Origin of the sequence: Isoptericola jiangsuensis, assembly GCF_002563715.1 — a bacterium.
Classification (GTDB): Bacteria; Actinomycetota; Actinomycetes; order Actinomycetales; family Cellulomonadaceae; genus Isoptericola; species Isoptericola jiangsuensis.
On record NZ_PDJJ01000001.1, the window covers coordinates 3,521,932 to 3,545,932 of the forward strand.

The following is a 24,001-nucleotide window of genomic DNA, read 5'->3' on the forward strand; positions in this document are numbered from 1 at the left end:
ACCGGGCCGACCCGACGAGGCCGACCCTGAGAGATCGTGAGGAATGCTGTGGACGACACCGTCGTGCTCTCCGCCCCCCTCTTCTCGGACATGGAGAGCGAGGAGTCCAAGGCGCTCTTCGACTCCATGGTTCCCGTGGAGCTGAGCCGCGGGGACGTCCTGTTCCGCGAGGGCGAACCGGGCGACCGTCTCTACGTCATCGCGCAGGGCAAGATCAAGCTCGGACGCCGGTCCAGCGACGGCCGGGAGAACCTGCTGTCCATCCTCGGCCCCGGCGAGATGTTCGGCGAGCTCTCCCTCTTCGACCCCGGCCCCCGCACCGCCACCGCCTCCTCGGTGTCCGAGGCGCTCATCTACGAGCTCCGCCACCAGGCCCTCGTGCAGTGGATCGCGCAGCACCCCAGCGTCGCGACGACCCTGCTCGGTGCGCTGGCCCGCCGCCTGCGCCGCACCAACGAGACCCTCGCCGACCTCGTCTTCTCCGACGTCCCCGGCCGCGTCGCCAAGGCCCTCCTGGACCTGTCCAACCGGTTCGGCGAGACCAACGACGAGGGCGTCCGCGTCGCCCACGACCTCACGCAGGAAGAGCTCGCCCAGCTCGTCGGCGCCTCCCGCGAGACCGTCAACAAGGCCCTGGCCGACTTCGCCACCCGCGGCTGGGTCCGCCGCGAGGGCCGCGCCGTCGTCCTGCTGGACCTCGACCGCCTGGAGCGCCGCGCCCGCTGAGTCCGCTCGGCTCGTCCCGCGTCCGGTGACGGGGCGAGGTCCTGCCGCACGATCGCGTTCACGGGCCCCAGGGGGCCCTCCACTTCGGGGATGACGACCGTGCGGCAGGACCTCGCCCCGTCACCTTTGCCGTCCCGTCGCGTCACGCTCGTCGCACGCGAGTCAGCGCACCCCCACGCCAGTCAGCGCACCTCCACGCCAGTCAGCGCACACCGACGCGAGGCGACGCGGGCTCCAAGTCGACGGCGCCCGCCCGATGCGCCGGGCCAACCGCGACGCGAGCCGACGACGGAGCGGGGTGGCGGCGTCGTGGGCGCGGCCGTCTCCTGCCCGAAGTGGAGGGCCCCCTGGGGCCCGTGAACGCGGCCGCGCGCACGACGCCGCCACCCCGCGGGACGTAAGCCGCACGCCCACCCCGCGGGACGTAAGCCGCACGGCCACCCCGCGGAACGCAAGCCCACGACTGTGCACCGACAGACGACAGCACCCCCACGGACGGTGAGCGTCCGCAGGGGTGCGAGGGTCGGTGCGCGGCGGGCGTCAGGCAGGGAGCTCCGCGATGATCTCGACCTCGACGGGGGCGTCCAGCGGAAGGACCGCGACGCCGACGGCGGAGCGGGCGTGGGTGCCCGCGTCGCCGAAGATCTCGCCGAGGACGGTGCTGGCGCCGTTGAGGACGCCGGGCTGGCCCGTGAACGACGGGTCGGACGCGACGAAGCCCGTCACCTTGACGATGCGGACGCCCTCCAGGGTGCCCGCGACGCTGCGGACGGCCGCGAGGGCGTTGAGCGCGCAGGTGCGTGCCAGGTCCGCCGCCGTGGCGGGGTCGACGAGGCCGTCGCCGTCACCGACCTTGCCGGTGACGGGCAGCGCGCCGTCGACGAACGGGAGCTGTCCGGCCGTGTAGACGTGGGCGCCGGACCGGACGGCCGGCTGGTACGCCGCGACGGGCGCGGCGACGGCGGGCAGGGTGATGCCGAGCTCGGCGAGTCGTGCGTCGACGCTCATGCCGCTCATGCCCCCGAGGGACGCTTGAGGTAGGCGACGAGGCCGGTGCCGTCCGGCCCGGGCACGACCTGGACCAGCTCCCAGCCGTCCGCACCCCACTGGTCGAGGATCGCCTTGGTGTTGTGGATGAGGAGGGGGATGGTCGCGTACTCCCACGTGGTAGCCATGGCGCGATGGTAGCCCGGGCACCCTCCGCACGAGGCCCGGCACGACCATTCCACAGGACCTGCACACGGGGCCGGTCGGGTTCGGGTCGTGCGCCGGGGGGCAGCCCCTAGGCTGTAGGCCATGGCGTCTCCTGAGTCCCGCCGCATCACGCGCACCATCCCCGCCACCCAGCTCGTCGCCCTGCTGCTCGCCTTCGTGCTGGCCGCGGGGGCCGGTGGCGTGCTCGCCGCCGGGTTCGTCATCCCGGCGGTCGCGGGTGCGAACGCGGCGGCGGACGCGACGATCGAGATCTACGACGACGTGCCGGCGGAGCTGGAGCCGCGGCCGCTGTCGCAGCAGTCCCGCATCTACGCGTCGAACGGGCGGCTGCTGGCGACGTTCTACTACCAGAACCGCATCGTGGTGTCGCTGGACGACATCTCGGAGTACATGCAGCACGCGGTGATCGCGATCGAGGACGAGCGGTTCTACGAGCACAACGGGATCGACGCGCGCGGCATCACGCGTGCCGCGGTGAACAACCTGAGCGGTGACGCGACGCAGGGCGCCTCGACGATCACGCAGCAGTACGTGAAGAACATGCTGATCGAGTCGGCGCTGCAGGACGACGACCCGTTCGCGGTGATCGACGCGCACGAGGACTCGCTGAACCGCAAGCTGCGCGAGGCGAAGATGGCGGTGGCGCTGGAGAAGCAGATGTCCAAGGAGGAGATCCTCCAGGGCTACCTGAACGTGGCGCAGTTCGGCTCGAAGAGCATCTACGGCGTGGAGTCGGCGTCGCGCTACTACTTCGACAAGTCGGCGGCGGACCTGACGCCCGTGGAGGCGGCGACGATCGCGGGCGTGACGAAGGCTCCGGGTCTGTTCGACCCGACGCGCAACCCGGAGAAGGCGGAGGAGCGCCGCAACGCCGTCCTGCAGAACATGTGGAAGCTCGGGTACATCACCACGGACCAGCGCGACGAGGGCCAGGCGACGCCGATCGAGGACACCCTGAACGTGACGCCGACGTCGGCGGGCTGCCAGTCGGCGAAGCAGGCGGCGTTCTTCTGCGACTACGTCATCAAGGAGGTCCTGCTGGACTCGGCGTTCGGCGAGACGCGCGCGGACCGGCAGGAGCTGCTGTACCGGGGCGGCCTGGAGATCCACACCACGCTGGACTGGAAGAAGCAGAAGACGGCGTTCAAGACGATCAACGACGCCGTGCCGGAGGACGACGACTCCAACCTGGAGGCGTCGATCGTCACGGTGGAGCCGGGGTCGGGCGAGATCCTCGCGATGGCGCAGAACGTGCCGTACTCGGGGACGAAGGAGGCGGACAAGGCCAGCCGCGACACGACGGTGAACTACAACGCGGACTACCTGCACGGCGCGTCGGGCGGCCTGCAGCCGGGCTCGAACTTCAAGCCGGTGGTGCTGGCGGAGTGGCTGCGCTCGGGGCACACGCTCAACGACCGGGTGAGCGCGAACCACAACTCGTACACGGTGGGGAACTTCCAGACGCCGTGCGTGGGGAGCCTGGGCTACGACACCTGGGACCCGCGCAACGCGGAGGGCAACGCGGGCGGCACGATGTCGGTGCTGCAGGCGACCTACCAGTCGGTGAACACCGCCTACGCGTCGATGGGCTACCAGCTCAACCTGTGCGACCTGCGGCACACCGCCTTCGAGATGGGTTTCCGCCCGACCAGCAAGAGCACGCCCACGGATGAGGCGGGCCCGCTGCGCACGACGAACGTCAAGGAGAAGGACATCGACGTCGTCGCGCCGATGATCGTCGGCACGCAGGAGACGTCCCCGCTGGGGATCGCGTCGATGTACGCGACGATCGCCTCGGGCGGCACGTACTGCAAGCCGGTCGCGATCCTCGAGGTGACCGGGCCGCAGGGCGAGTCGTACGACGTCCCGCAGGCCGACTGCGACAAGAACGCCCTGGCGACCAACATCGCGAACACGATGGTGTATGCGATGGAGAAGGTGTTCACGGACGGGACGGCCCGCCGTCTCGGCGGGCTCGCGGACGGGCGGCCGGTGGCCGGCAAGACCGGGACGTCGCAGGTCGCGGCGCAGACGTGGTTCACCGGCTTCACGCCGCAGCTCGCGACGTCCGTCTGGGTCGGCTCGATCGAGAGCCAGACCGAGGACCACACGAACGGCATGTGGGTCAACGGCGAGTACTTCGACCCCCTGTACGGCTCGTCGGTGGCGGCGCCCGCCTGGAAGGTCTACATGGACCAGATCATCCAGGGCATGCCGGTGAAGGACTTCGGCGAGCCGGACCCGGCGCTGATCGGTGCGGTGTCCACGCCGACGCCGGCGGACGACGGGTCGGACGACGACGACTCGGGCGACGGCGACTCGGGCGACTCGGGGTCGGACGGCGGCGACTCGGGGAACCAGGGTGGCGGCAACGGCGGGGGCCCCGGCAACGGGGGTGGCCGCGGCAACGGCAACGGCGGGAGCGACGACTGAACGCGCTGAAGGTGCTGGGCGGCGTCGCCGGCGTCGCCGCGGCCGGGCTGGCGTACGCGCACCTGGAGACCAAGCTCTTCACGCTGCGCCGCGTCACCGTGCCGGTGCTGGCGCCCGGCGAGCGGGACGTGCGCGTCCTTCAGGTCTCCGACCTGCACCTCACCCCGGGGCAGCGCCGCAAGATCGAGTGGGTGCGGTCGCTCGCCGCCCTGGAGCCGGACCTCGTCGTCGACACGGGTGACAACCTGGCGCACCCGGACGCCCTCGACCCGCTGCTGCACGCCCTGGAGCCGCTGACGGCGTTCCCCGGCGCGTTCGTCATGGGGTCGAACGACTACTACTCCCCCACGTTCAAGAACCCGGCGCGCTACCTCCTGCCCGACGCGCGCAGCCCCATCCGTCGGCAGCCGGACCTCCCCGCCGACGAGCTCGCGAAAGCCCTGTCCGCCGCCGGCTGGGCGGACCTCACCAACCGGCGCGACGTCGTCGAGGTGCACGGCCGCCCCGTGTCGCTCACGGGCGTGGACGACCCGCACATCGACCGCGACGTCTACCCGGCGCCGCAGGACGCACCGCCCGGCACGGTGCTGCGCCTCGGCGTCACGCACGCCCCGTACGTGCGCGTCCTCGACGAGATGCACGCCGACGACGTGGACGCGATCATCGCGGGCCACACGCACGGCGGCCAGCTCTGCCTGCCGTTCTACGGCGCCCTCGTGACGAACTGCGACGTCGACCGTCGACGTGCGAAGGGCCTGCACGGCTGGCCCGGGCCGCGCCCCGACGAGCGCGGCGGCCAGGGCTCGACGTGGCTCCACGTGTCCGCCGGTGCGGGCACCTCGCCCTACGCCCCCGTGCGGTTCGCGTGCCGCCCGGAGGCGACCTTGATCACGTTCACCGCCCGGTGAGGACCTGAGTTTTCTTTCCGGGCCGATCGTCGGCTATTCTGAGCAGGCTTCCGCACGCGGGGCCCGGTCACCGGGTACGTGGCGGACGTGATCCCTCGGGGTGTGGCGCAGCTTGGTAGCGCGCTTCGTTCGGGACGAAGAGGTCGCAGGTTCAAATCCTGTCACCCCGACCACAGAGAGGCCCTCCGGCCGGCGGAAACGCTGGGCCGGGGGGCCTTTCGCCTTGCTCCGGTCCTGGTCCGGGAGCGGCCCGGGAGGGATCGGGGCGTCACCTGTCGCGTCGCGGTGCGTGCATCGTTTGCACGGTCCGGTACCCGCCCGCATCCTGGTGGACGGTTCCCGAGGGAGGGGACGCACCCGACGACCTTGGAGGCCCTGTGGTGAGTTCTTCCGGGTCGGCGCCGCCCGTTCCCGTCCTGCTGCGCCCGGCGGTCCGTCCGCTGCTCGACGGTGCGGATCTCGCCGCCGTGGCAGCCCGGCCCGACGACGTCGACGCCCTGCTGGCGTGGGCCGGCGAGGTGTCCGGACGGTTGCCGCTGCCCGGTGCCGGTGCCACGGCGGCGCTCTGGTCGGCGCTGGCGTCCGTCGCGGCCGCGGACGTGGGCGCGGCCCGCGTCCTGGAGCCGCACCTCGACGCGCTGTCGATCCTCGCGCAGGCGCCTGCACCGGTCGACCTGGCGGCGGTGGGTGCCGGTGACGGGAGCACGTGGGGCGTCTTCGCGGCGGAAGGGCCGGGTGTGCGGCTCGACGCCCGGCAGGGGGACGGGACCTGGGTCCTGAACGGCACGAAGCCGTGGTGCTCCCTCGCGGGTTCGCTCTCCCACGCCCTGGTGACGGCCTGGGTGGGTGCCGACGAGCGTCGCCTGTTCGCCGTCGACCTGCGCGGCCACGGCGTCCACCCGGCGGCGGGTCCCTGGGTGTCGCGCGGGCTGGCGCAGGTGGTCAGCGCGCCGGTGAGCTTCGACGACACCGCTGCGGTCCCGGTGGGCCCGTCCGGCTGGTACCTGCGCCGGCCGGGTTTCGCGTGGGGCGGCATCGGTGTCGCGGCGTGCTGGTGGGGCGGTGCGGTCGGTCTGGCCCGCGCCCTGTGGGAGGCCGTCGGGCGGCGCGAGCCCGACCAGCTCGCGCTGGCCCATCTCGGTGCGGTGGACGTCGCGCTCGGGGCCGCTCGCGTGTGCCTGGCCGAGGCGGCCGATCTCGTGGACGCCGGGATCGACGGCAAGCCGTCCGCTGTGCTGGCCCGCCGGGTGCGCACGGTCGTGGCGGGCGCCGTCGAGGAGGTCCAGCGCCGGTGCGCGCACGCCCTCGGTCCTGGTCCTCTCACCGCCGACGAGAGGTACGCGCGGCGCGTCGCCGATCTCGGGGTGTACGTCCGCCAGCACCATGCGGAGCGCGACGAGGCCGCCCTGGGTCGGGACCTCGTGGCGGTCGGGGAGCTGCCGTGGTGAGGTTCGACCACCGCGAGCCCGGCACGTCCGAGGCCGCGTGGGTGTCCGTCGGCGTGCTGGACCGTCCCGCCCCGCTGCAGGTCGAGCAGGTCGACGCCCTGGTCGTCGTCGCGGCCCATCCGGACGACGAGTCGCTCGGTGCGGGTGGCCTGATCGGTCGGCTCGCCGACCGCGGGGTGCCGGTCACGGTCGTGGTGGCCACCGACGGGGAGGGGTCCCACCCCGACGACGACCTCGACGAGCTGCGCGCCGTGCGCCGTCGCGAGGTCGCGGACGCCCTGGCCGCCCTCGCGCCGGCGGCACGTCTCGTCCTGCTCGGTCTGCCGGACGGCGGCCTGAGGGAGCACCGCGCGCAGCTCGCCGAGAGGCTCGACGCCACGCTGGACGCCGCCGGCGGACCCGGTGGACCCGGCGTGGTGGTGTGCGCTCCCTGGCGCGGTGACGGCCACCGCGACCACCGCGTCGCCGGCGAGGTCGCCGCTCAGGTGGCCGGTCGCCACGGTGCCCGGCTCCTGGAGTACCCGATCTGGCTCTGGCACTGGGGTGACCCGTCGGCGGCGGACGTCCCGTGGGGCGAGCTGCGCGGGCTCGACCTGACGGCGCGGGAGAGGCGGGCCAAGGAGCGTGCGGTGCGCTCGCACACGAGCCAGGTCCGGCCCCGGTCGGGCCTCCCTGCCGTCGTCGGCCAGGAGATGCTGCGGCACGCGGCGCGCACCGTCGAGGTGTTCGTCGAGGCCGAGGACGCGTCCGCCGGCGACGCCGCCGCGGTCGGGCCGGGCGGGTCCCTGGGTCGCGACTTCTTCGACCGCTTCTACGCCGGCCGGGACGATCCGTGGGGTTTCGAGTCGCGGTGGTACGAGGCCCGCAAGCGTGCCGTGCTCCTCGCCTCGCTGCCGCGGGCGCGGTTCCGCCACGCGCTCGAGCTCGGCTGCTCCACCGGGGTGCTCACCCAGGAGCTCGCCGCTCGCTGCGACCGGATCACCGGGGTCGACATCGCCGACGCTCCCCTGGCGTCGGCCCGGGAACGGCTCGGGGACGACGCCGAGCTCCTCCGCCTCGACACGCCCCGGCGGTGGCCGGACGGGTCGTTCGACCTCGTCGTGCTGTCGGAGGTCCTCTACTACTACGGACGCGGCGACCTCGACCTCACGCTGGACCGGGTGGTCCGCTCGCTCGACGCGGACGGCGTCGTCGTGGCGTGCCACTGGCGCCACGAGGTGCCCGAGTACCCGCTGGGCGGGGACGAGGTGCACGACGTCCTGCGGTCGCGGACCGACCTGGCGGTCCAGGTCCGCCACGAGGAGGACGACTTCGTCCTCGAGGTCCTCGCGCGGCCCCCGGTGAGGTCGGTCGCGGCGACGGAGGGACTGCGTTGAGCGACGGCGACCTGGGATCGGTGCTCGTCGTCGTCCCCGTGCGGGACGAGGAGGACCTGCTGCCGGCCTGCCTGACGGCGCTGCGCCGGGCGGTCGACAGGCTGGGCGACGCCCGGCCGGACGTGGACGTCGAGGTCGTCGTCGTGCTCGACGGGTGCACGGACGGCAGCGCGTCGATCGCGCGACGCTCCGGCTTCCGGACGGTCACGACGTCGGGCGTCGGGGTAGGGGCCGCGCGGCGTCGCGGCGTCCGGGCGGTGCGCACCGGCGTCCCGGCCGAGCGCGCGTGGATCGCCTGCACCGACGCCGACTCCGAGGTGCCGCCGGGGTGGCTCACCCGGCAGGTGGAGCTGGCCGACAGCGGCGCGGACGTCGTGGTCGGCACGGTGCGGCCGCGGCTGGAGGACCTGTCCCCGGAGCGCGCCACGGTGTGGCGGGCGACCCATCGTGACGGCGCCGCGAACGGGCACGTCCACGGGGCGAACCTGGGGATCCGCCGGTCGGTCTACACGGCCGCCGGGGGTTTCGCCGCGGTCGCGGAGCACGAGGACGTCGCGATCGTGGAGGCCGCCCGGGGTCTCGGCGGGTGCGTCGTCGCCGACGCGGTGGCGGAGGTGCTGACCTCGGCCCGGCTCGTCGGGCGGACGCCCGGCGGGTACGCGCGGCACCTGCGTGACGACCTGGTCACGGACCGCACGACCGGCACCGGGCGGCGGGACCTGGCCGGCTGACCGGCCCGGTCCCGCCGGTCGGTCGGTCAGAAGACCGGCTTGCCGCCGGTCACGCCCAGGACGGTCCCGGAGACGTACCCGGCGTCCGACGGCGAGGCGAGGAACACGAACGCCGGGGCGACCTCCGCCGGCTGGCCCGCTCGGCCCAGCGGGGTGTCCTTGCCGAACTGCTCGATCTTCTCCTCGGGCTGGGTGGCCGGCTGCAACGGCGTCCAGATGGGGCCGGGCGCCACGGCGTTCACCCGGATGCCGCGCGGTCCGAGCTCGGCCGCGAGGTTCACGGTGAGGTTGTTGATCGCGGCCTTCGTGGAGGCGTAGTCCAGGAGGGCCGTGGAGGGCTGGAACGCCTGGATGGAGGAGTTGTTGATGATGCTCGCCCCGTCCCCCAGGTGGGGCAGCGCCGCCTGGGTCACCCAGAACAGGGCGTACAGGTTGGTACGGAGGACGCGGTCGATCTCGTCGGTCGTGACGTCCTCGAACGAGTCGCGCCGCGCCATCTGGAAGCCGGCGTTGTTGACCAGCACGTCCAGGCCCCCGAGGGCCTCCGCGGCGCGTCCGGGCAGGGCACGGGCGGTGTGCTCCTGCGTGAGGTCGCCCGGCAGCAGGTGCGCCGTCCGGCCCGCCTCGGCGACCCAGCGGGCGGTCTCCTCGGCGTCCTCCTGCTCCTCGGGCAGGTAGCCGATGGCGACGTCCGCGCCCTCGCGGGCGAAGGCGATCGCCACCGCCCGCCCGATCCCGGAGTCTCCGCCTGTGATCAGGGCACCCAGCCCGTCCAGCCGGCCGCTGCCGCGGTAGCTGGACTCGCCGTGGTCGGGGACCGGGTCCATCGCACCGGTCAGGCCCGGCGGCTGCTGCTGCGCGGGGAACGCGGGGTCCGTCATGGATGTCCTCCTGGGGTGAACGGTGGTGGTGGAGCCGTGCGAGCGGCCCGTCCCGACGGTAACCGCGGGCACGAGGAGCGGCCAGCGCTGCCCAGGGCAACGACGGACGGCGGGTCGCGCACCGCGCGCCGACTCTCCACCGCGTCGCTACCGTGTGCGCAGAGGCACATCCTCACCCTTTCGAGAGGGGAGCACCACGATGACCGAGTCGTCCTCCGCCGCACGAGCCGGGTTCTGGGACCGGGGTGGGTTCTGGAAGGCCGTGATCCTGGCCACCCTCTACGTGGCGCTGAACTTCGCCCTCGGGCTCACCATCGGCGCGCTGTTCGCCGACAGCCTCGACGCGGACGACCTCCTCGGGGACCCGCTCACCCTGTTCCTCGCGGTGATGCTGCCCACCGCCGTCCAGGGCGCCGTGATGGCGTTCATCGCCTGGCGGCTCGGCTGGCTGCGGTCGCTGTTCAGGACGCAGCCCACCACCCTGTCGCGGAGCTGGTGGATGTGGATCCTGCCGATCGCCGTCCTCGTCTGGAACGTCCTGCGCCTCGCCGCGACGGACTACTCGCGGTACACGTTCACCTCGATCGCGTTGATCCTGCTGCTCGGTCTCCTCATCGGCTTCGGGGAGGAGCTCACGACGCGCGGTCTCGGTGTCACGCTGCTGCGCCGCGCCGGCTACCGCGAGCTCGCGGTGGCCGTCCTGTCGTCGCTGGTGTTCGCGGCGATGCACCTGGGCAACATCGCCGGCATGGACGGCCTCACCGTGGGGATCACGGTCTTCTACACGTTCTTCTTCGGCGTCGCGATGTACTTCACCCTGCGCGTCACACGGAACCTCGTCTGGCCGATGCTGCTGCACGCCACCACCGACCCGTCGGCCATGCTGCTGACCGGGGGCATCGACGAGGCGACCGAGACGGCGTCGACCTCCGGGCTGGCCGCCGTCGCCGGACTGGCGAACTTCGTGGTGATCGGGCTCGGCATCCTGCTGCTGTGGTGGGTCCGCGGTCGGGTCGACCGGTTCCGCGAGTTCGGGCTCGGCGAGCCGTCCGGCGACGCCGCACGGGTGACGGCCTGAGGTCGACCCCGCCGGGAGCCGGGTCGAGCACGGGGAGCCCCGTCCTCGACCCGGCCGTCCCCTCGCAGCGGTGTCAGTCGCTCAGCGTCACGTGGTCGACCACGAGGTGCCCCCAGTCGGCCGTCGCGTCGTCGAGCACCTGCAGCTGGACGGTCCGCCCCTGCAGGTCCGCGAGGTCCCACTCGACCAGTCGCAGCGTCGCGTCGTCGTTCCCCGTCGCGGTCCGGACCGGCCGGCCGTCGAGGAGCAGGTTCACGGACGTCGCCGGCTCGACGCCGAGGGGATGGTCGCCGCCCGCCACCCGGAGGCGCAACCACCGGCGGTCCACGACGAACGGCGGCGAGGTGACGACGCCCGTCGCGGCGTCGGCGCCCGCGAAGGTGTCCAGCACCCGGTGCCCCGCCTGACCGGCCAGGTCCGACACCTGCGGTGCCAGACCGGAGAGCCCGCCGGTCGCGGTCCAGCCGGCCGGCAGCGCGTCGCCCTCGAAGTCGGCGATCAGCCGGGCGGCCGGGCGGTTGACGTCCCCGAAGGTGGTGACGGTCAGGTCGCGGAACGTCGCGGTGCCGCCCACGGCGTACAGCGCCGCACCCACGTCCTCGGGCCGGCCGAACACCTGGCTCGAGTGGACGACACGGCCGTCGTCGACGAACACCTCGACGGAGGTGCGGTCGACGAGCACGGTGAGACGGACGTCGTCGGACCCGGCCGCGCCGGCCAGCGGGGCACGCGACTCGAGCTTCTCCCTCGACGCGTCGGGCTGCACCGTGCCACCCCGGTTGAGGTAGGAGTACGCGACGTCGTCGCCGAAGAACGCACCTACGTCGGCGTGCCGAGTCCCGTCGGCGGAACGGCGGAGCTGGAGGCCGACGTTCTCCGCCGTGCCGCGCGAGACCGTCGTCTCGATCCGGTAGGCGACCTCCTGCTGGTCGAGCACGACGGGGTCGCCCGCCGGGACGTCGACGTCCCCGAGGACGGTCGTCGAGGTCGCGTGGTCGTCGAGCGCGGCCACGGGTCGTGACAGGAGCGAGTAGCCCGACGGGTCGTCCGACGCCCCGAGCCGCAGCTCCCGCACGATCGAGTCGGTGCCGTTGAACCCGTCGACGTCCCACGTGGGTGTCGAGTGCGGGTAGGCCCACGAGTTCATCCAGCCGATCGCGTACCGCCGGTCGAGCGAGCCGTCCCGGTCCTCCCAGGTGACGGCGCCGTACCAGTCGAACCCGTGGTCGAGCCACTGCGGGTCGGCGACGTCGGGGGTGAACGTCTCCCCGTCGAAGTCACCCGTCCAGTAGGCGTAGGTCGCCCGGTCGCCCGTGAGGTACCCGTTGGCGCTGACCCCCAGGACCCAGTGCAGGGTGCCGTCCGCCGCCCGGATCCGGAACAGGTCGGGGCACTCGATCATGCCGAGGTCGTCGCGCACGAGCTCGGACACCCGTTCCCACGCGTGGAGGTCCGGCGAGGTCCAGAAGCTCACCCGGTCCGCCTCCGCGACGAGCGCGACCCAGCGTCCGCGCTCCTCGTCCCACACGACCTTCGGGTCGCGGAAGTCGGCTCGACCGCCGTTCGCCATGACCGGCTCGTCACCGTCGGGACGGAACGTGCGTCCGCCGTCGGTGGAGTACCACAGGAACTGGGCCTGCGGCCCGGAGGCGTCGGCGATCTCGGCGAGGGTCGGGTGGTCCATCTGGGTGACGAGCATGATGACGGCCCCGGCGCCGAACCCCGCGGTGTCGTCGTGGTCCACGACGGTGGAACCGGACCACAGGTCGTAGTTCGCGTTCGTCCCCTTGGCCGCCGCGACACCCTGGTCGCGGAAGACGACGCCGTCCGAGCTGGCGGTCAGGCGCCATGACGTGCCGACCTTCTCGTCGTAGTCGGGGTTGTACAGGTAGTGGTACCGGAGCTCGCCGTCGACCCAGATCGGTCGCTGCGGGTCGTTCTTCCAGTGGTCCGGCACGGAGTGGTGGTAGACCGGCCGGTACGTCGTCGCCTCCGTGGTCGTGGTGGTCGGCCGGACCTCGGCCGGCGCGGCTGCGCCCGCCGTCGGCGTGGCGGCCGCCAACGGTGCGGCGAGGGCGAGGGCGAGCAGGGTGGGCGCGAGCACGCGCCCGGGGTTGCGGTTCGTCATCGTGACTCCGTCGTCTCGATCCGTCAGGGGACGGCCTGCCGGGGTCGCGCGCGACCCCGGCAGGCCGGGGGGACTAGCGGGTGCCCGCGGGACGCGCCGTCGGGGCGGGCACACCGGTGACGACCAGGCGGTCGCCCTCCCGGTGGACCGGCATCGGGTCGCTGATGCTCCCCACGAAGGACCCGTCGGGCGCGTCGTGGTGGAACGCGAGCAGCATCCAGCGCCCGGACCGGTCGCGCACGAGCCGCCCGCTGTACATCGACGAGTCGGTGAGCTGCTGGGCCCGGGTGACGTCGAACGGGCCGAGCAACGACTCCGCGGGGGCCGCCCATACGCCACCGGTGGTCCCGGCGCGACGCTCCGCCGACATGTCGGCGGCGAGGCAGGAGAACAGCAGGACGGGCGCGCCGTCGACGATCTCGACCTGCGTGACCTCGAGCTGGCCGAACCCGTGACCGGGCTCGCTGAGCGGCGGGCGTAGCTCCCAGCGGCGCAGGTCGGGCGACCAGGCGTGGCCGACGACGCCGCGGTCGTCCGCCGGCCCGCTGCGACCGCGGGCGGTCAGGAGCATGTGCCACCCGTCGCCGTCCGGGTCGGGCAGCACCCACGGGTCGCGGAACGCCTCGTCGTGCCACTGGCCGTCGGCGAGCGTCTCGTACCAGCGCCCGTCGGCGGTGAGCACGGGGTTCTCCGGCGCCTTGGTCCACGTCGCCAGGTCGGACGACGTGGCGTACCCGACGCGCTGGACGTTGCCGGCCGGGGTCAGCGTGGAGCCGGTGTAGAAGAGGAACCAGGTGCCGTCGGGGTGCCGCACGACCGACCCCGTCCAGGTCGCGAGGTCGTCCCAGCCGCCGGCGTCGGACCGGACGAGCGCGTCCTCCACGCGCGTCCAGTGCACGAGGTCGTCGGACACGGCGTGCCCGATCGACGCCCGGTAGTGCCGCGCGTCGGGTTCGTGCAGCGCCCGGGACGCGTAGAGGAAGAACAGGTGGTGCCGGTCACCGTCGTCGGCGAACCAGAAGTCCCACACCCAGGAGTCGGGAAGCGTGAGCATGCGAGAAGGACCTTTCGGGAGGCTCCGCGGAGGAGTCGAGCAGGAGCGCGGGGAGCGCGGGGCGGTCCACCGGGGGCCCGGTGGACGGGGGCGGGTGGGGGCGTCAGGTCAGCCCTTGACCCCGCTCGCCGCCACGCTCGAGACGAACGCGCGCTGGAAGGACAGGAAGACGACGAGCACGGGCAGGGTGATGAGCGACGTGTACGCCATGACCTCTCCCCACGCGGTGTTGAGCTGGAAGAAGTACTGCATGCCGACCATCACCGGGCGCAGCTCCTCCTGCTGCACGACCATGAGCGGCCACAGGTACTGGTTCCACGCCGGCAGGAACGTGAGGATGGCGACGGTCGCGAACGCCGGGCCCGCCAGCGGTGCGACGATGCGCCGGTAGATGGTGAACCAGCCCGCGCCGTCGATCCGGGCCGCCTCGTCGAGCGACGTCGGGATCGTCGAGAAGTACTGGGTGAACAGGAAGATCGAGAACGCGTTCGCGATGAACGGGACGATCTGCACCTCGTAGGTGTTCAGCCACCCGAAGTCGTACTTCGGGATGCCGCCCTCCAGGACGATCGTCGGCAGCTTGGACACCCAGTAGACCATCGGGACGGCGATCGTCTCGAAGGGCACGATGAGGGTCGCGATGACGAGGCTGAGCACCAGGGTGCGGCCCTTCCAGCGCATGCGCGCCAGGGCGAAACCCGCCATCGAGTTGACGACCAGCCCGAGCCCGACGGTGAGGACGGTGACGAGCACGGAGTTCAGCAGGAAGCGGCGGACGGGGACGCGGTCGAACACCCCGTAGTAGTTGTCGAGGCTGATGTCGCCGACGGGGAGGAACGCCCGGACGGAGTCGACGTCCCCGAGGATCTGCGCGTCCGGCTTGAGCGAGGACACGAACATGAACACCAGGGGGAAGAGGAACACGACGGCGAGCGCGCTCATCGCGAGGTAGGACCAGGCCCTGCGGCGACGCCTCAGGTGGCGCTCGCCCTGGTGGTCGCCTCCGCCGGCGCGGCGTCCGGGGCGTGCGCCGCCCGGGTCGGGCGTCGTTCCCGTGGTGTCGAGGGATGCGGTGGTCATGGTCAGTCCTTGTCTCGGGTCAGGAAGCGCTGCACCAGGGCGATCACCAGCACGAGCACGAAGAAGATGAGCGAGATCGTGGCGCCGTACCCCGTCTCCATCTCCCGGTAGCCCTTGCGGACCGCGTGGTAGACGAGGGTCGAGGTCGAGTTGACCGGCCCGCCCTGCGTCATGACGTCGACCTGCACGAAGAGCCCCAGGGCCGCGATCGTGATGGTCACCAGGACGAAGACCATGGTCGAGCGCAGGCCCGGCCACGTGACGTTCGTGAACTGCTGCCACGGTGTGGCGCCGTCCATCCGGGCGGCCTCGTAGAGCTCCTCGGGGATGGTCTGGAGCCCGGACAACCAGATCAGCATGTGGAAGCCCACCGCCTGCCAGATCGACAGCACGATGATGGCGCCGAGCGCGGTGCTGGGGTCGTTCAACCAGGCGGTGCCCTGCCACGCCCCGAACGTGAGCGTGTCGATGAACGAGTTGACCAGGCCGTTCTCCTGGTACATGAACTTCCACAGGATCGACACGACGACGATCGACGTGACGACCGGGATGAAGTAGATGACCCGGAACGCGGTGACGCCGCGGATCTTCTGGTTCACGAGGACCGCGAGGAGCAGCCCGAGCCCGGCCTGCACCGGGACGACCACGAGCGCGAACACGAACGTGTTGACCGTCGAGCGGAGGAACACCGGGTCGGCGGTGAACGCGCGGACGAAGTTGTCGAGCCCGACGAAGCGGGGCGGGTTGGGCGAGATGAGGCGCGCGTTGGTGAAGGACAGCCCGAACGCGAGCATCACCGGGACGACGAGGAACAGCACGAGGAGGACCAGGGCCGGCAGGACCATCGCGAGGCCGGAGCGGCCCTCGTGCCGGCGAGCCCTCCCGGCGCCTCGCCGGCGTGGGGGCAGGGGGTGGGAGGCGGCGCCCGCGCCGGTCGCGGGCGCGCTCGTGGGGGTGGTCATGATCGACTCCGTCCGTGCGTGGGCGGGCCTGCACGGCCCGCCCACGCCGATCTGGAGGGACGGCTCAGAAGCCGTACCCGTCGTTGGACTGGATGTTCGCGTCGATCTCGGAGACGGCGCCGTCGAGCGTCGACTGCACGTCGGCGCCGTTCATGATGTCCTTCGCCGCCTTCTCGAACGTCGAGGAGATCACGGGGTAGGCCGGGGTCTGCGGGCGCAGGACCGCGAGCTGCTGCGAGAGCTCGACGAACGGACGCAGGTCGCCGTCGGTGGAGAAGTGCTCGGACGCCTCGGTCGCGCTCTCGGTGGCGGGGATGACGATCTGCTTGTCCGAGAACGCGGTGAGGTACTCGTCGGCGAAGGAGAACTCCAGGTAGGCCCGCGCACCCTCGGGGCTCGCGCAGGTGGAGGAGATGCCCCACTGCCACGAACCGCCGCCGATCTTGGGGCCGTTCCCGAAGTCCGGCGGGGGCAGGATCAGCAGGTCGTCACCGACCGCGTCGAGCGAGTCGAGGGCGTTCCAGACGCCGGTGTAGCTGAGCGCGACCTCGTCGGCGTTGAACTCCTCGTTGCCGATCGTGCCCGCGTTGCTCGTGTACCCCTGGTCGAACGCGCCCTGGAACCAGGTGAAGAAGTCGACGGCCTCGGGGCCGTTGAGCGTCCCGTCCGAGGTGAGCATCGTGTCGCGGTCGACGAGGTCGCCGCCGGAGCTCTGCAGCATGGGCGAGTACGCGTAGGACCACCACTCGCCGGTGTCCTCGGCACCGATGTCGAGCGGGGTGTCGTAGCCGGCGTCCTGGAGCGTGGCCAGGACGGTGTCGAACTCGTCCACCGTCCACGGCTCGTCGATCGTCGGGATGCGGACGTCGTTCGCGGTGAGCACGGACTCGCGCGCGAAGATCGACAGGGCGGCGTCCCAGTACCCCGCCGAGTAGATCTCGTCCTTGTACGTGCCGACCGCCGTGGGCAGCAGCGAGTCGGTGATGTCCGTCGACAGCCCGAGGGGCTGGATGTAGCCGGCCCAGGCCCAGTTCGGGACGATGGGTCCGTCCATGTCGAGCAGGCAGGGCAGGTCGTCGGCGGCGGCCGCGGCGACGATGGCGTCGTTGTAGGCGCCCTGCGGGAACGACTCCTCGACGACCTCGTACTCGTCCTGCGACGCGTTGAAGTCGTCGATGATCTGCTGGTAGACCTCGAGCTCGGCCGGGTTGCCGGCGGAGTGGGTCCACATGGTCAGCTGCACGGGTCCGTCGCCGTCGGCGGCGGCACCGCCCTGGCCCGCCTGGCCGCAGGCGGTGAGCGTGAGTGCCGACACCGCCGAAGCGGATACGATCGCCATGAGGGATCTGCGGTTCATCTAAGGTTTCCTCTCCGGGTACCGGACGTCGACGTCCGGCATCTGATCGGTGACCGCCGTGTCTTGGCGGATGGGAGCGGTCACGATGGATCACGGTTCGTCGCCGACGGCAGTCAGGCTGCTGTCGGCGGCGGACCTACCGAGTCCCGACGCACGATCGGGCACGGCATGAGGTGGGTGCTGTCCTCGCGCGGGGGTTCACGGACCCCCAGCGCGACCTCCGTCGCCCAGCGCCCCATCTCGTAGTGGGGCAGCGCGACGGTCGTCAGGGGCGGGTCCTGCTCGCCCGCGACGAGCTGCTGGTCGTCGTATCCGACGATCGAGACGTCCCGGGGGACGTCCATCCCGCGGCGGTGCGCGGCGACGTACGCGCCGGCCGCCATGCGGTCGTTGAAGCAGAAGATGCCCGTGGGCCGCCGGTCGGCGGGCAGGTCGAGCAGCCGTCCGACGGCGGCGCACCCGCCCGCGGCGGAGGTCTCGCCGCGGGCGTGCAGGGCGGGGTCGGGGGTGATGCCCGCCTCCGCGAGCACCTCCAGGTAGCCCTGGTGGCGCAGGCCGGAGGCGACGGGCGGCTCGTCCTCGGCGACGTCCACGTACGCGATCCGCCGGTGTCCCGCGGCGACGAGCTCGCGGACGGCGGCGACGCCGCCCTGACGGTCGTCGGGGACCACGGCCGGGAAGCCCCCGCCCGAGGGGCGGCAGTCCAGGAACACCGTGCCCGTCGGCAGGCCGGCAGGGGCTTCGACGACGCGGTGCCACATCGCGGCGTAGATCATGGCGTCCACCTGCTGGCCGACCAGGGCGCGGATCGCCTTCTCCTCGACCTTCGGGTCCGCGTCCGTGTCGACGAGGAACACCAGGTATCCGTGCTCGCGCGCCGCGTCCTGGGCCCCGGCCAGCATGCGGCCCGCGAACGGGGTCGTCGCGATGGTGTCGGAGATCAGTCCCAGGGTGTGGGTGCGCTGCGTCCGCAGACCGCGGGCGACGGTGTTGGGGGTGTAGCCGACGGCGGCGGCCGCCTGCCGGACACGGGCCGCCGTCGCGGGCGAGATCCGCTCGACACGGTCGTTGAGGACCAGCGAGACGGTGGCCGTGGACACGCCTGCCGCGGTCGCGACGTCGGAGATCCGTACGCGGGCCATGCTGCCACCTCCTCGTGGTTAATCGATTGAACAGGATGGTGCCCCTCGCTCACCGCGTTTGTCAAGCGGCTCCGCCCGGGCGCCCGGCGCCGCGGCGCCGCGGGACGCGTCACGCGCCCTGCCGCGGGATCGGCGGCGCGGCGTCGAGCTCGGCCCGGCGCGGCGGGTTGGCACCGGCACGGGAGACGGTCACCGCCGCCACCGCGACGCAGTGGTCCAGGAGGCGCCCCAGCGTGGCGCCGTCGACCTCGCGCAGCGCGTCCCGACGGGCACCGCCGAGCAGGTCGGCCGCCCACAGGCCGTCGACGAGCGCACCCATGAAGGAGTCCCCCGCGCCCACCGTGTCCACGACCTCGACCCGTGGTGCGACCGCCCGCCGCTCGCCCGCCGCCGAGACCGCGACGGCACCCTCGCCGCCCAGGGTCACGACCACGAGCGCGGGACCGAGGCCCAGCCAGGAGCGCGCCACGACGAGGGGGTCCGCACCCGGGGCCAGCCATCCGAGGTCCTCGTCGCTCACCTTGACCACGTCCGCGAGGGAGACGAGCTCCTCGACCGTCGGACGCACGTCGGCCGGGTCGCCCATGAGGTCGGGTCGGACGTTGGGGTCGTAGGTGATCGTCGCGGTCGGTCGCGCCGTCCGCACGAGGTCGCGGACCGCGGAGGCGCCGGGTTCGACCACGGCCGCGATCGAGCCCGTGTGCACGGCGAGCGCGTCGGGGGACGCGGCCGCGCCCGTCGGCACCCTCCAGTCGAGCCGGAACTCGTAGGTCGCCGCGCCGTGCTCGTCGAGGCGCGCGACGGCGACGCTGGTGGCCGGGGCGTCGGTGCTCCCCGGTGCGAGCAGGACGCCCGAACCCTCCAGCCAGGTCCGCACCGCCGAGCCGCGGCCGTCGGCGCCGAGCCAGGTGACCAGCCGGACGTCGCGGTCCAGCCGGCCCAGGGTGAGGGCGACGTTCGCGGGGCTGCCGCCCGGCAGCTCGTCGACGCTGCCGTCCACCCGGTGGACGACGTCGAGGAGCGCCTCGCCGACGACGACCACGTGGGGTCGCCGGTCGTCGGCCGGCGGGGAGTCCGACCGGGTGACAACGATGTCAGTCTGTGCCATGGGGACATTGAACCCCATCGTGGGGACCGCGCGGAACAGGGTCCGGACGGCGGCTAGCGGGCCGGTCCGCGGATCTCCCCCGAGCCACGGGCGACGAGCGACGTCGGCACCACGACCCGGCGGCAGGGCCCCGCGTCACCGTCGAGCCGGGCGAAGAGGAGCTCGGCCGCACGCCTGCCGAGCCCGTCCGTGTCCTGCACCACGGCCGTCAGGCCAGGCACGACCAGGTCGCCCGCCTCGACGTCGTCGAAGCCGACGCACGCGATCTCGCGCTCACGACCGGCCTGCTGCAGGGCACGGACCACACCCAGGGTCACGGTGTTCCGGGCCGAGAAGATCGCCGTCGGCGGGTCCGGCAGGGCGAGCAGCCGGTGGACCGCGGCGGTCGCGCTCGCCTCGTCGGGCAGACCCGGCACGACGAGGCGCGGATCCACGTCGAGCCCGGCGGCAGCCATCGCGGCCGCGTACCCGTCGCGGCGGAGCCGGGCCGTCTGGACGCTCTCGACGTCACCGAGGAACGCGACGCGTCGGTGCCCGTGGGCGACCAGGTGGCGCACGGCCGCACGAGCACCGTCGACGTGGGACGACACGACGCGGTCCGCCTCCAGACCGGTGGGCTCCCGGTCGACGCACACCACGGGCGTGCCCCGGTCGACGTGGACGGCCAGGTAGGACTGGTCGTCACGCACCGGCGTGACCACGAACCCGTCGACGCGACGACGCGCCAGCTCGGTGACGGCACGCACCTCGGCGTCCGGGTCGTCCTCCACGCTGACCGCGAGCACGGCGTAGCCGTGGGCGGCGGCGACGCGCTCGATCCCGCGGTGCACCTGCCCGGCGAACGGGTTGGCCACGCTGGACACCACCAGCCCGAGCGTCCGGGTCCGGCCGTCACGACGACGCAGGTTGCCGGCGTGCAGGTCGGGCTCGAAGTCCAGCCGGGCCGCTGCGGCACGCACCTTCGCCGCGGTCGCGCTCGAGACGTTCGGCTCACCGTTGACCACCCGCGAGACCGTCTTCACGCCGACGCCCGCCAGCGCGGCGACGTCGCGCATGGTCGGCCGCGGGCGGGTCGAGCGCGGTGTCACGTGTCCCGGCTCCGTCGTCAACGGCTGCCACCCCTCGTCTCGAACCTCGGTCCCGGACCCCGCAGCCCGACGACCCCGCCGGGGCGGGGAGGGCCCACGCCGCACATCCTCCCACCGCCCTCCCGGACGGCCGTCGCCGTGTCCCCTGGACGGAGGTCCCGGACGCGACGCACGTCACCGGGACGGCAGCCCGTCCGACCCCGCGGATCGTGGATGATGGAAGGGTGAGCCCGTACCGCGTGATGACCGTCTGCACCGGAAACATCTGCCGCTCCCCCATGGCCGAGATCGTGCTGCGCGACCGCCTGGAGGCCGCCGGCCTCGGCGACCAGGTCGTGGTCGACTCGACGGGGGTGAGCGACGAGGAGCACGGCAACCCGGTGGACCCGCGGGCGCGCCGCACCCTGGCCGCGCACGGCTACCCGGCCGGTGAGGGTCACCGCGCCCGCCAGGTGTCGCCGGGCGACCTCGCCGAGCGCGACCTGGTGCTCGCGATGACGTCGCAGCACGCGCGGCGGCTGCGGACGCTGGCCCCGGGCGCGCCGGTGCGCATGTTCCGGTCGTTCGACCCGGCGGCGCCGGCGGTCGGCCTGCAGGACGAGCACCGCATCGACGTGGAGGACCCCTGGTACGGCGACCAGGCGGGGTTCGAGACGACGATGGCGGAGATCGAGGCGGCGGCCGACGGCATCGTCGAGCACGTCCGCGCCGGTCTCGCCGCGCACGCGTCCGCCTGACTCCCCCGGGCACCGGCGACGCGACGCCGGGCACACCTCGCCCGTGACGGCGGTCGAGGCGGCCGGTCCGGTCAGCCCCGGATGCCGCGGGCGTGGCGCCGTTCGCGCCACCGCCGCACCTCGACGTCGACGTCGCGGGTGGGGGTGACCACGGGCGGTCCGCCGAGGAGCTGGCGGCGGGCGTCGACGACGCGGGCGTTGAACTCCTCGACGACGCGCCGCACGCCGCGCTCGTCGTGCTCCCGGTCGACGGTGTCGTCGAGCTCGGCGGCGTCGCGGCGCAGCTGCGCCGCGGGCAGGACCCCGGTGATCTGCTCCCGCTCGACAAGGTTCTTGAGCCACCAGTCGGGGTCGTGGGTGCCCTTGATCCCGCGCAGCGGCTTGCCCTGGCCGGGGAGGTCGTCGAACTCGCCGCGCCGCATCGCCTGGTCGATGACGGTGTCGACCCACAGGGCACGGTCGTCCATGCGGGGTCGCGGCTGTTCCACGCCCTCGTCGGACCCGGTGTCCTGACCGTCCTCGGGTCCGGGTCGCGCCCGGTCGCGGGCCGCCTCCCGGTCCACGCGGTACTGCGCCGCCCGACGGGCGGGGTCGTCGTCGCTCATGCCCCCAGGCTACGGACGGGCCGGAGAAATCGCTGTCCTCACCCGCGCCCGGCGGGGCACGATCGAGGCATGCGGATCGACGAGGAGGCGCTGGCCCGGGCCGTGGAGCAGGGCACGTTCACGGGCGTGGTCACGGTCGACGTGGGTGACGAACGCGTGCTGGAGCAGGCGCACGGGTTCGCGCACCGCGCGGCGGGGGTGCGCAACACGCCGGCGACGCGGTTCGGGGTGGCGAGCGGGTCCAAGGTGTTCACCGCGCTGGCGGTGCTGCGCCTCGTCGAGGACGGCGCGCTGGACCTGGGCACGCGGGTGCGGGACGTCCTCGACGACGACCTGCCGGACGTGGACGACGGCGTGACCGTCCAGCACCTGCTGACGCACACGTCGGGGATCGGCGACTACCTGGACGAGGAGGCCGCCTGGGACCCGCACGACCACGTGCTGCGCACCCCGGTGCACCTCCTCGGAACGGCGGAGGCGTTCCTGCCGGAGCTCACCGGGTTCGCGCAGGTGTCGCCGCCGGGCGAGCGCTTCGCGTACAACAACGGCGGCTACGTGGTGCTCGCGGTCGTCGCCGAGCGGACCTCGGGCCGCACCTTCCACGACCTCGTGCGCACCGAGGTGATCGACCGTGCGGGCCTGACCACGACCGACCACCTGCGGTCGGACGACCTGCCCGGGGACGCTGCGCTCGGCTACCTGGACGCGGAGGGGAACGCCTGGAACGTGCTGCACCTGCCGGTGCTGGGCACCGGTGACGGCGGGGCGTGGACGACGGCGGACGACCTGCACCGGTTCTGGCGCGCGCTGCTCGACGGCCGGGTGGTGTCGCGGGAGACGGTCGCGTGGATGGTCCGGCCGCGGCACGACGTCCCCGGTGAGGACCTGCGCAGCGGCGCGGGAGTGTTCCTGCACCCCACGGGCGAGGCCCTCGTCGTCGAGGGGTACGACGCCGGGGTGTCGTTCCGGTCGACGCACGACCCGGCGACGGCCACGACGGTGACCGTGCTGGGGAACAGCTCGGAGGGCGCCTGGCCCGTGATCGGCGCGCTGGCGCCGCTGTTCGACTGACCGGCCGGGGACGTCCCGACCAGGCGTGTTGCCACGCGGATCACGGCGTCCGCTCGTAGCATCGTCGCAGGACCGGCGACGGGGAGGCCCTCGATGACCGACAGCGGCACACCGCTCTCCCAGCGGACGATGGGTACCGCCCGCAGACTGTGGGGGCTCGTGTACGTCCGCGCCGCCGCCTACCTGGTCGTCGGGGTGCTGCTGTTCGTCAACCCCGACGACGGCCTGGAGGCGTTGCGCTGGCTGATCGGCATCGCGATCGCCGCACAGGGGATCCTGCTGGCGCTGGAGGGGTACGCGGCCCGTACGGGGCCGGACGACGGCCAGTCGTGGCGCCTGATCGCGGGCGTCGTCAGCATCGTGGCCGCGGCGATGATCGTGCTGTGGCCGTCGATGACGTCGTCGGTGGTGTTCCTCGCGGTCGGGATCTGGGCGTGCATCGCGGGCGTGCTGGGCACGATCGCGGGGCTGCGGGGCCGCGTGACGCGCAACCTCGCGTGGGACTGGCAGCTCGTCAACGCGATCCTGTGGATCATCCTGGGCATCGCCGTCCTCGCCCGGCCCACGGACGACGTGACGACGATCGCGATGCTGCTGGGTCTCTACCTCATCCTGTCGGGCGCGGTGCTCGCCGTCGGCGGGCTGTCCACCACGACCCGGCAGAAGGACCTCGACCGGCGGTCCGGTGGCCGTCGGGCGTCCCGGCGCACGCCCGACGCCGACGCGGGGACGGCCCCGGCGGGCGGGGCGGACGACGACGCGTGGCCGGACGACGCCGGCCCGGCGACCGACCGCACCCGCTGAGCGCGGCGCCTCCCCCGGCGCTGACCGGGTCACCGTGGCAGGGTGGTGGGTCGAGGAGCACCCGACCCG

At 73.1% G+C, this 24,001-nt stretch carries 22 protein-coding genes and 1 tRNA gene; 11 read left to right on the forward strand and 12 right to left on the reverse strand.

The window, feature by feature from the left end; all coding sequences use genetic code 11:
• Positions 1 to 48 precede the first annotated feature (48 nt).
• Positions 49 to 726, forward strand: a complete 678-nt coding sequence (locus ATJ88_RS15830) for a Crp/Fnr family transcriptional regulator (protein WP_098464654.1) — start codon at positions 49 to 51, stop codon at positions 724 to 726.
• Positions 727 to 1,266: 540 nt separating this feature from the next.
• Here the strand turns inward: ATJ88_RS15830 and ATJ88_RS15835 are convergent.
• Both ATJ88_RS15835 and sp36 read right to left on the reverse strand, forming a co-directional pair.
• Complete coding sequence (locus ATJ88_RS15835) at positions 1,267 to 1,734, reverse strand: RidA family protein (protein WP_098464655.1); 468 nt, start codon at positions 1,732 to 1,734, stop codon at positions 1,267 to 1,269.
• 5 nt (positions 1,735 to 1,739) lie between these two features.
• Positions 1,740 to 1,901, reverse strand: a complete 162-nt coding sequence (sp36, locus tag ATJ88_RS15840) for a Sp36 family protein (RefSeq protein WP_098464656.1) — start codon at positions 1,899 to 1,901, stop codon at positions 1,740 to 1,742.
• Positions 1,902 to 2,022: 121 nt separating this feature from the next.
• Here sp36 and ATJ88_RS15845 point away from each other — a divergent pair, with 121 nt between their 5' ends.
• The 6 genes from ATJ88_RS15845 (at position 2,023) to ATJ88_RS15870 (ending at position 8,837) form a co-directional block, all read left to right on the forward strand.
• Complete coding sequence (locus tag ATJ88_RS15845) at positions 2,023 to 4,374, forward strand: transglycosylase domain-containing protein (RefSeq protein ID WP_098464657.1); 2,352 nt, start codon at positions 2,023 to 2,025, stop codon at positions 4,372 to 4,374.
• A gap of 5 nt (positions 4,375 to 4,379) precedes the next feature.
• Positions 4,380 to 5,282: a metallophosphoesterase gene (locus ATJ88_RS15850; protein WP_425432704.1), complete on the forward strand. Its 903-nt coding sequence runs from the start codon at positions 4,380 to 4,382 to the stop codon at positions 5,280 to 5,282.
• A 96-nt stretch (positions 5,283 to 5,378) separates the two neighbouring features.
• Positions 5,379 to 5,455: transfer RNA gene (locus ATJ88_RS15855), tRNA-Pro, on the forward strand.
• Between the two features lie 204 nt (positions 5,456 to 5,659).
• Complete coding sequence (locus ATJ88_RS15860; protein ID WP_098464658.1) at positions 5,660 to 6,730, forward strand: acyl-CoA dehydrogenase family protein; 1,071 nt, start codon at positions 5,660 to 5,662, stop codon at positions 6,728 to 6,730.
• Entirely contained in the window at positions 6,727 to 8,106 is a 1,380-nt protein-coding gene (locus tag ATJ88_RS15865; protein ID WP_245852494.1) for a PIG-L family deacetylase, read from the forward strand. The genes ATJ88_RS15860 and ATJ88_RS15865 overlap by 4 nt, the downstream gene beginning before the upstream one ends.
• Positions 8,103 to 8,837 carry a glycosyltransferase family 2 protein gene (locus ATJ88_RS15870; protein WP_245852497.1) on the forward strand — a complete coding sequence of 245 codons (735 nt, stop codon included), beginning with the start codon at positions 8,103 to 8,105 and terminating at the stop codon, positions 8,835 to 8,837. Before ATJ88_RS15865 ends, ATJ88_RS15870 begins: the two co-directional genes overlap by 4 nt.
• A 26-nt stretch (positions 8,838 to 8,863) precedes the next feature.
• On the opposite strand, the gene ATJ88_RS15875 is transcribed toward ATJ88_RS15870, so the two are convergent.
• Positions 8,864 to 9,718 (reverse strand): SDR family oxidoreductase, encoded by an 855-nt coding sequence (locus tag ATJ88_RS15875; RefSeq protein ID WP_098464660.1) that lies wholly within the window; start codon positions 9,716 to 9,718, stop codon positions 8,864 to 8,866.
• A 199-nt stretch (positions 9,719 to 9,917) separates the two neighbouring features.
• Here ATJ88_RS15875 and ATJ88_RS15880 point away from each other — a divergent pair, with 199 nt between their 5' ends.
• Positions 9,918 to 10,796, forward strand: coding sequence for a CPBP family intramembrane glutamic endopeptidase (locus tag ATJ88_RS15880; RefSeq protein ID WP_098464661.1), 879 nt, complete (start codon positions 9,918 to 9,920; stop codon positions 10,794 to 10,796).
• A gap of 73 nt (positions 10,797 to 10,869) precedes the next feature.
• Here the strand turns inward: ATJ88_RS15880 and ATJ88_RS15885 are convergent, their stop codons facing one another.
• The 8 genes from ATJ88_RS15885 to ATJ88_RS15920 form a co-directional block, all read right to left on the reverse strand.
• Positions 10,870 to 12,924: a glycoside hydrolase family 32 protein gene (locus tag ATJ88_RS15885; RefSeq protein WP_098464662.1), complete on the reverse strand. Its 2,055-nt coding sequence runs from the start codon at positions 12,922 to 12,924 to the stop codon at positions 10,870 to 10,872.
• Between the two features lie 73 nt (positions 12,925 to 12,997).
• Positions 12,998 to 13,978 carry a glycoside hydrolase family protein gene (locus ATJ88_RS15890; protein WP_098464663.1) on the reverse strand — a complete coding sequence of 327 codons (981 nt, stop codon included), beginning with the start codon at positions 13,976 to 13,978 and terminating at the stop codon, positions 12,998 to 13,000.
• A gap of 108 nt (positions 13,979 to 14,086) precedes the next feature.
• Positions 14,087 to 15,058, reverse strand: a complete 972-nt coding sequence (locus tag ATJ88_RS15895) for a carbohydrate ABC transporter permease (RefSeq protein WP_098464664.1) — start codon at positions 15,056 to 15,058, stop codon at positions 14,087 to 14,089.
• A 2-nt stretch (positions 15,059 to 15,060) separates the two neighbouring features.
• Positions 15,061 to 16,020, reverse strand: a complete 960-nt coding sequence (locus tag ATJ88_RS15900) for a carbohydrate ABC transporter permease (protein WP_098464665.1) — start codon at positions 16,018 to 16,020, stop codon at positions 15,061 to 15,063.
• Positions 16,021 to 16,084: 64 nt separating this feature from the next.
• A complete protein-coding gene (locus ATJ88_RS15905; protein WP_245852498.1) occupies positions 16,085 to 17,335 on the reverse strand; it encodes a sugar ABC transporter substrate-binding protein in 1,251 nt (416 codons plus the stop codon).
• Positions 17,336 to 17,490: 155 nt separating this feature from the next.
• The gene (locus ATJ88_RS15910; RefSeq protein WP_098464667.1) at positions 17,491 to 18,519 is read right to left on the reverse strand and encodes a LacI family DNA-binding transcriptional regulator; all 1,029 of its coding nucleotides are present in this window, start codon (positions 18,517 to 18,519) and stop codon (positions 17,491 to 17,493) included.
• A gap of 109 nt (positions 18,520 to 18,628) precedes the next feature.
• Positions 18,629 to 19,627, reverse strand: coding sequence for a carbohydrate kinase family protein (locus tag ATJ88_RS15915; protein WP_098464668.1), 999 nt, complete (start codon positions 19,625 to 19,627; stop codon positions 18,629 to 18,631).
• A 53-nt stretch (positions 19,628 to 19,680) separates the two neighbouring features.
• Positions 19,681 to 20,715: a LacI family DNA-binding transcriptional regulator gene (locus ATJ88_RS15920; protein WP_245852501.1), complete on the reverse strand. Its 1,035-nt coding sequence runs from the start codon at positions 20,713 to 20,715 to the stop codon at positions 19,681 to 19,683.
• Positions 20,716 to 20,957: 242 nt separating this feature from the next.
• On the opposite strand from ATJ88_RS15920, the gene ATJ88_RS15925 reads away from it, so the two are divergent.
• On the forward strand, positions 20,958 to 21,452 hold the full coding sequence (locus tag ATJ88_RS15925) for a low molecular weight protein-tyrosine-phosphatase (protein WP_098464670.1): 495 nt from the start codon (positions 20,958 to 20,960) through the stop codon (positions 21,450 to 21,452).
• A gap of 71 nt (positions 21,453 to 21,523) precedes the next feature.
• Here the strand turns inward: ATJ88_RS15925 and ATJ88_RS15930 are convergent, their stop codons facing one another.
• Positions 21,524 to 22,057 (reverse strand): DnaJ family domain-containing protein, encoded by a 534-nt coding sequence (locus ATJ88_RS15930; protein WP_098464671.1) that lies wholly within the window; start codon positions 22,055 to 22,057, stop codon positions 21,524 to 21,526.
• 69 nt (positions 22,058 to 22,126) lie between these two features.
• Here ATJ88_RS15930 and ATJ88_RS15935 point away from each other — a divergent pair, with 69 nt between their 5' ends.
• Both ATJ88_RS15935 and ATJ88_RS15940 read left to right on the forward strand, forming a co-directional pair.
• Positions 22,127 to 23,128, forward strand: a complete 1,002-nt coding sequence (locus tag ATJ88_RS15935; protein WP_098464672.1) for a serine hydrolase domain-containing protein — start codon at positions 22,127 to 22,129, stop codon at positions 23,126 to 23,128.
• 93 nt (positions 23,129 to 23,221) lie between these two features.
• Positions 23,222 to 23,932: an HdeD family acid-resistance protein gene (locus tag ATJ88_RS15940; protein ID WP_098464673.1), complete on the forward strand. Its 711-nt coding sequence runs from the start codon at positions 23,222 to 23,224 to the stop codon at positions 23,930 to 23,932.
• Positions 23,933 to 24,001 lie beyond the last annotated feature (69 nt).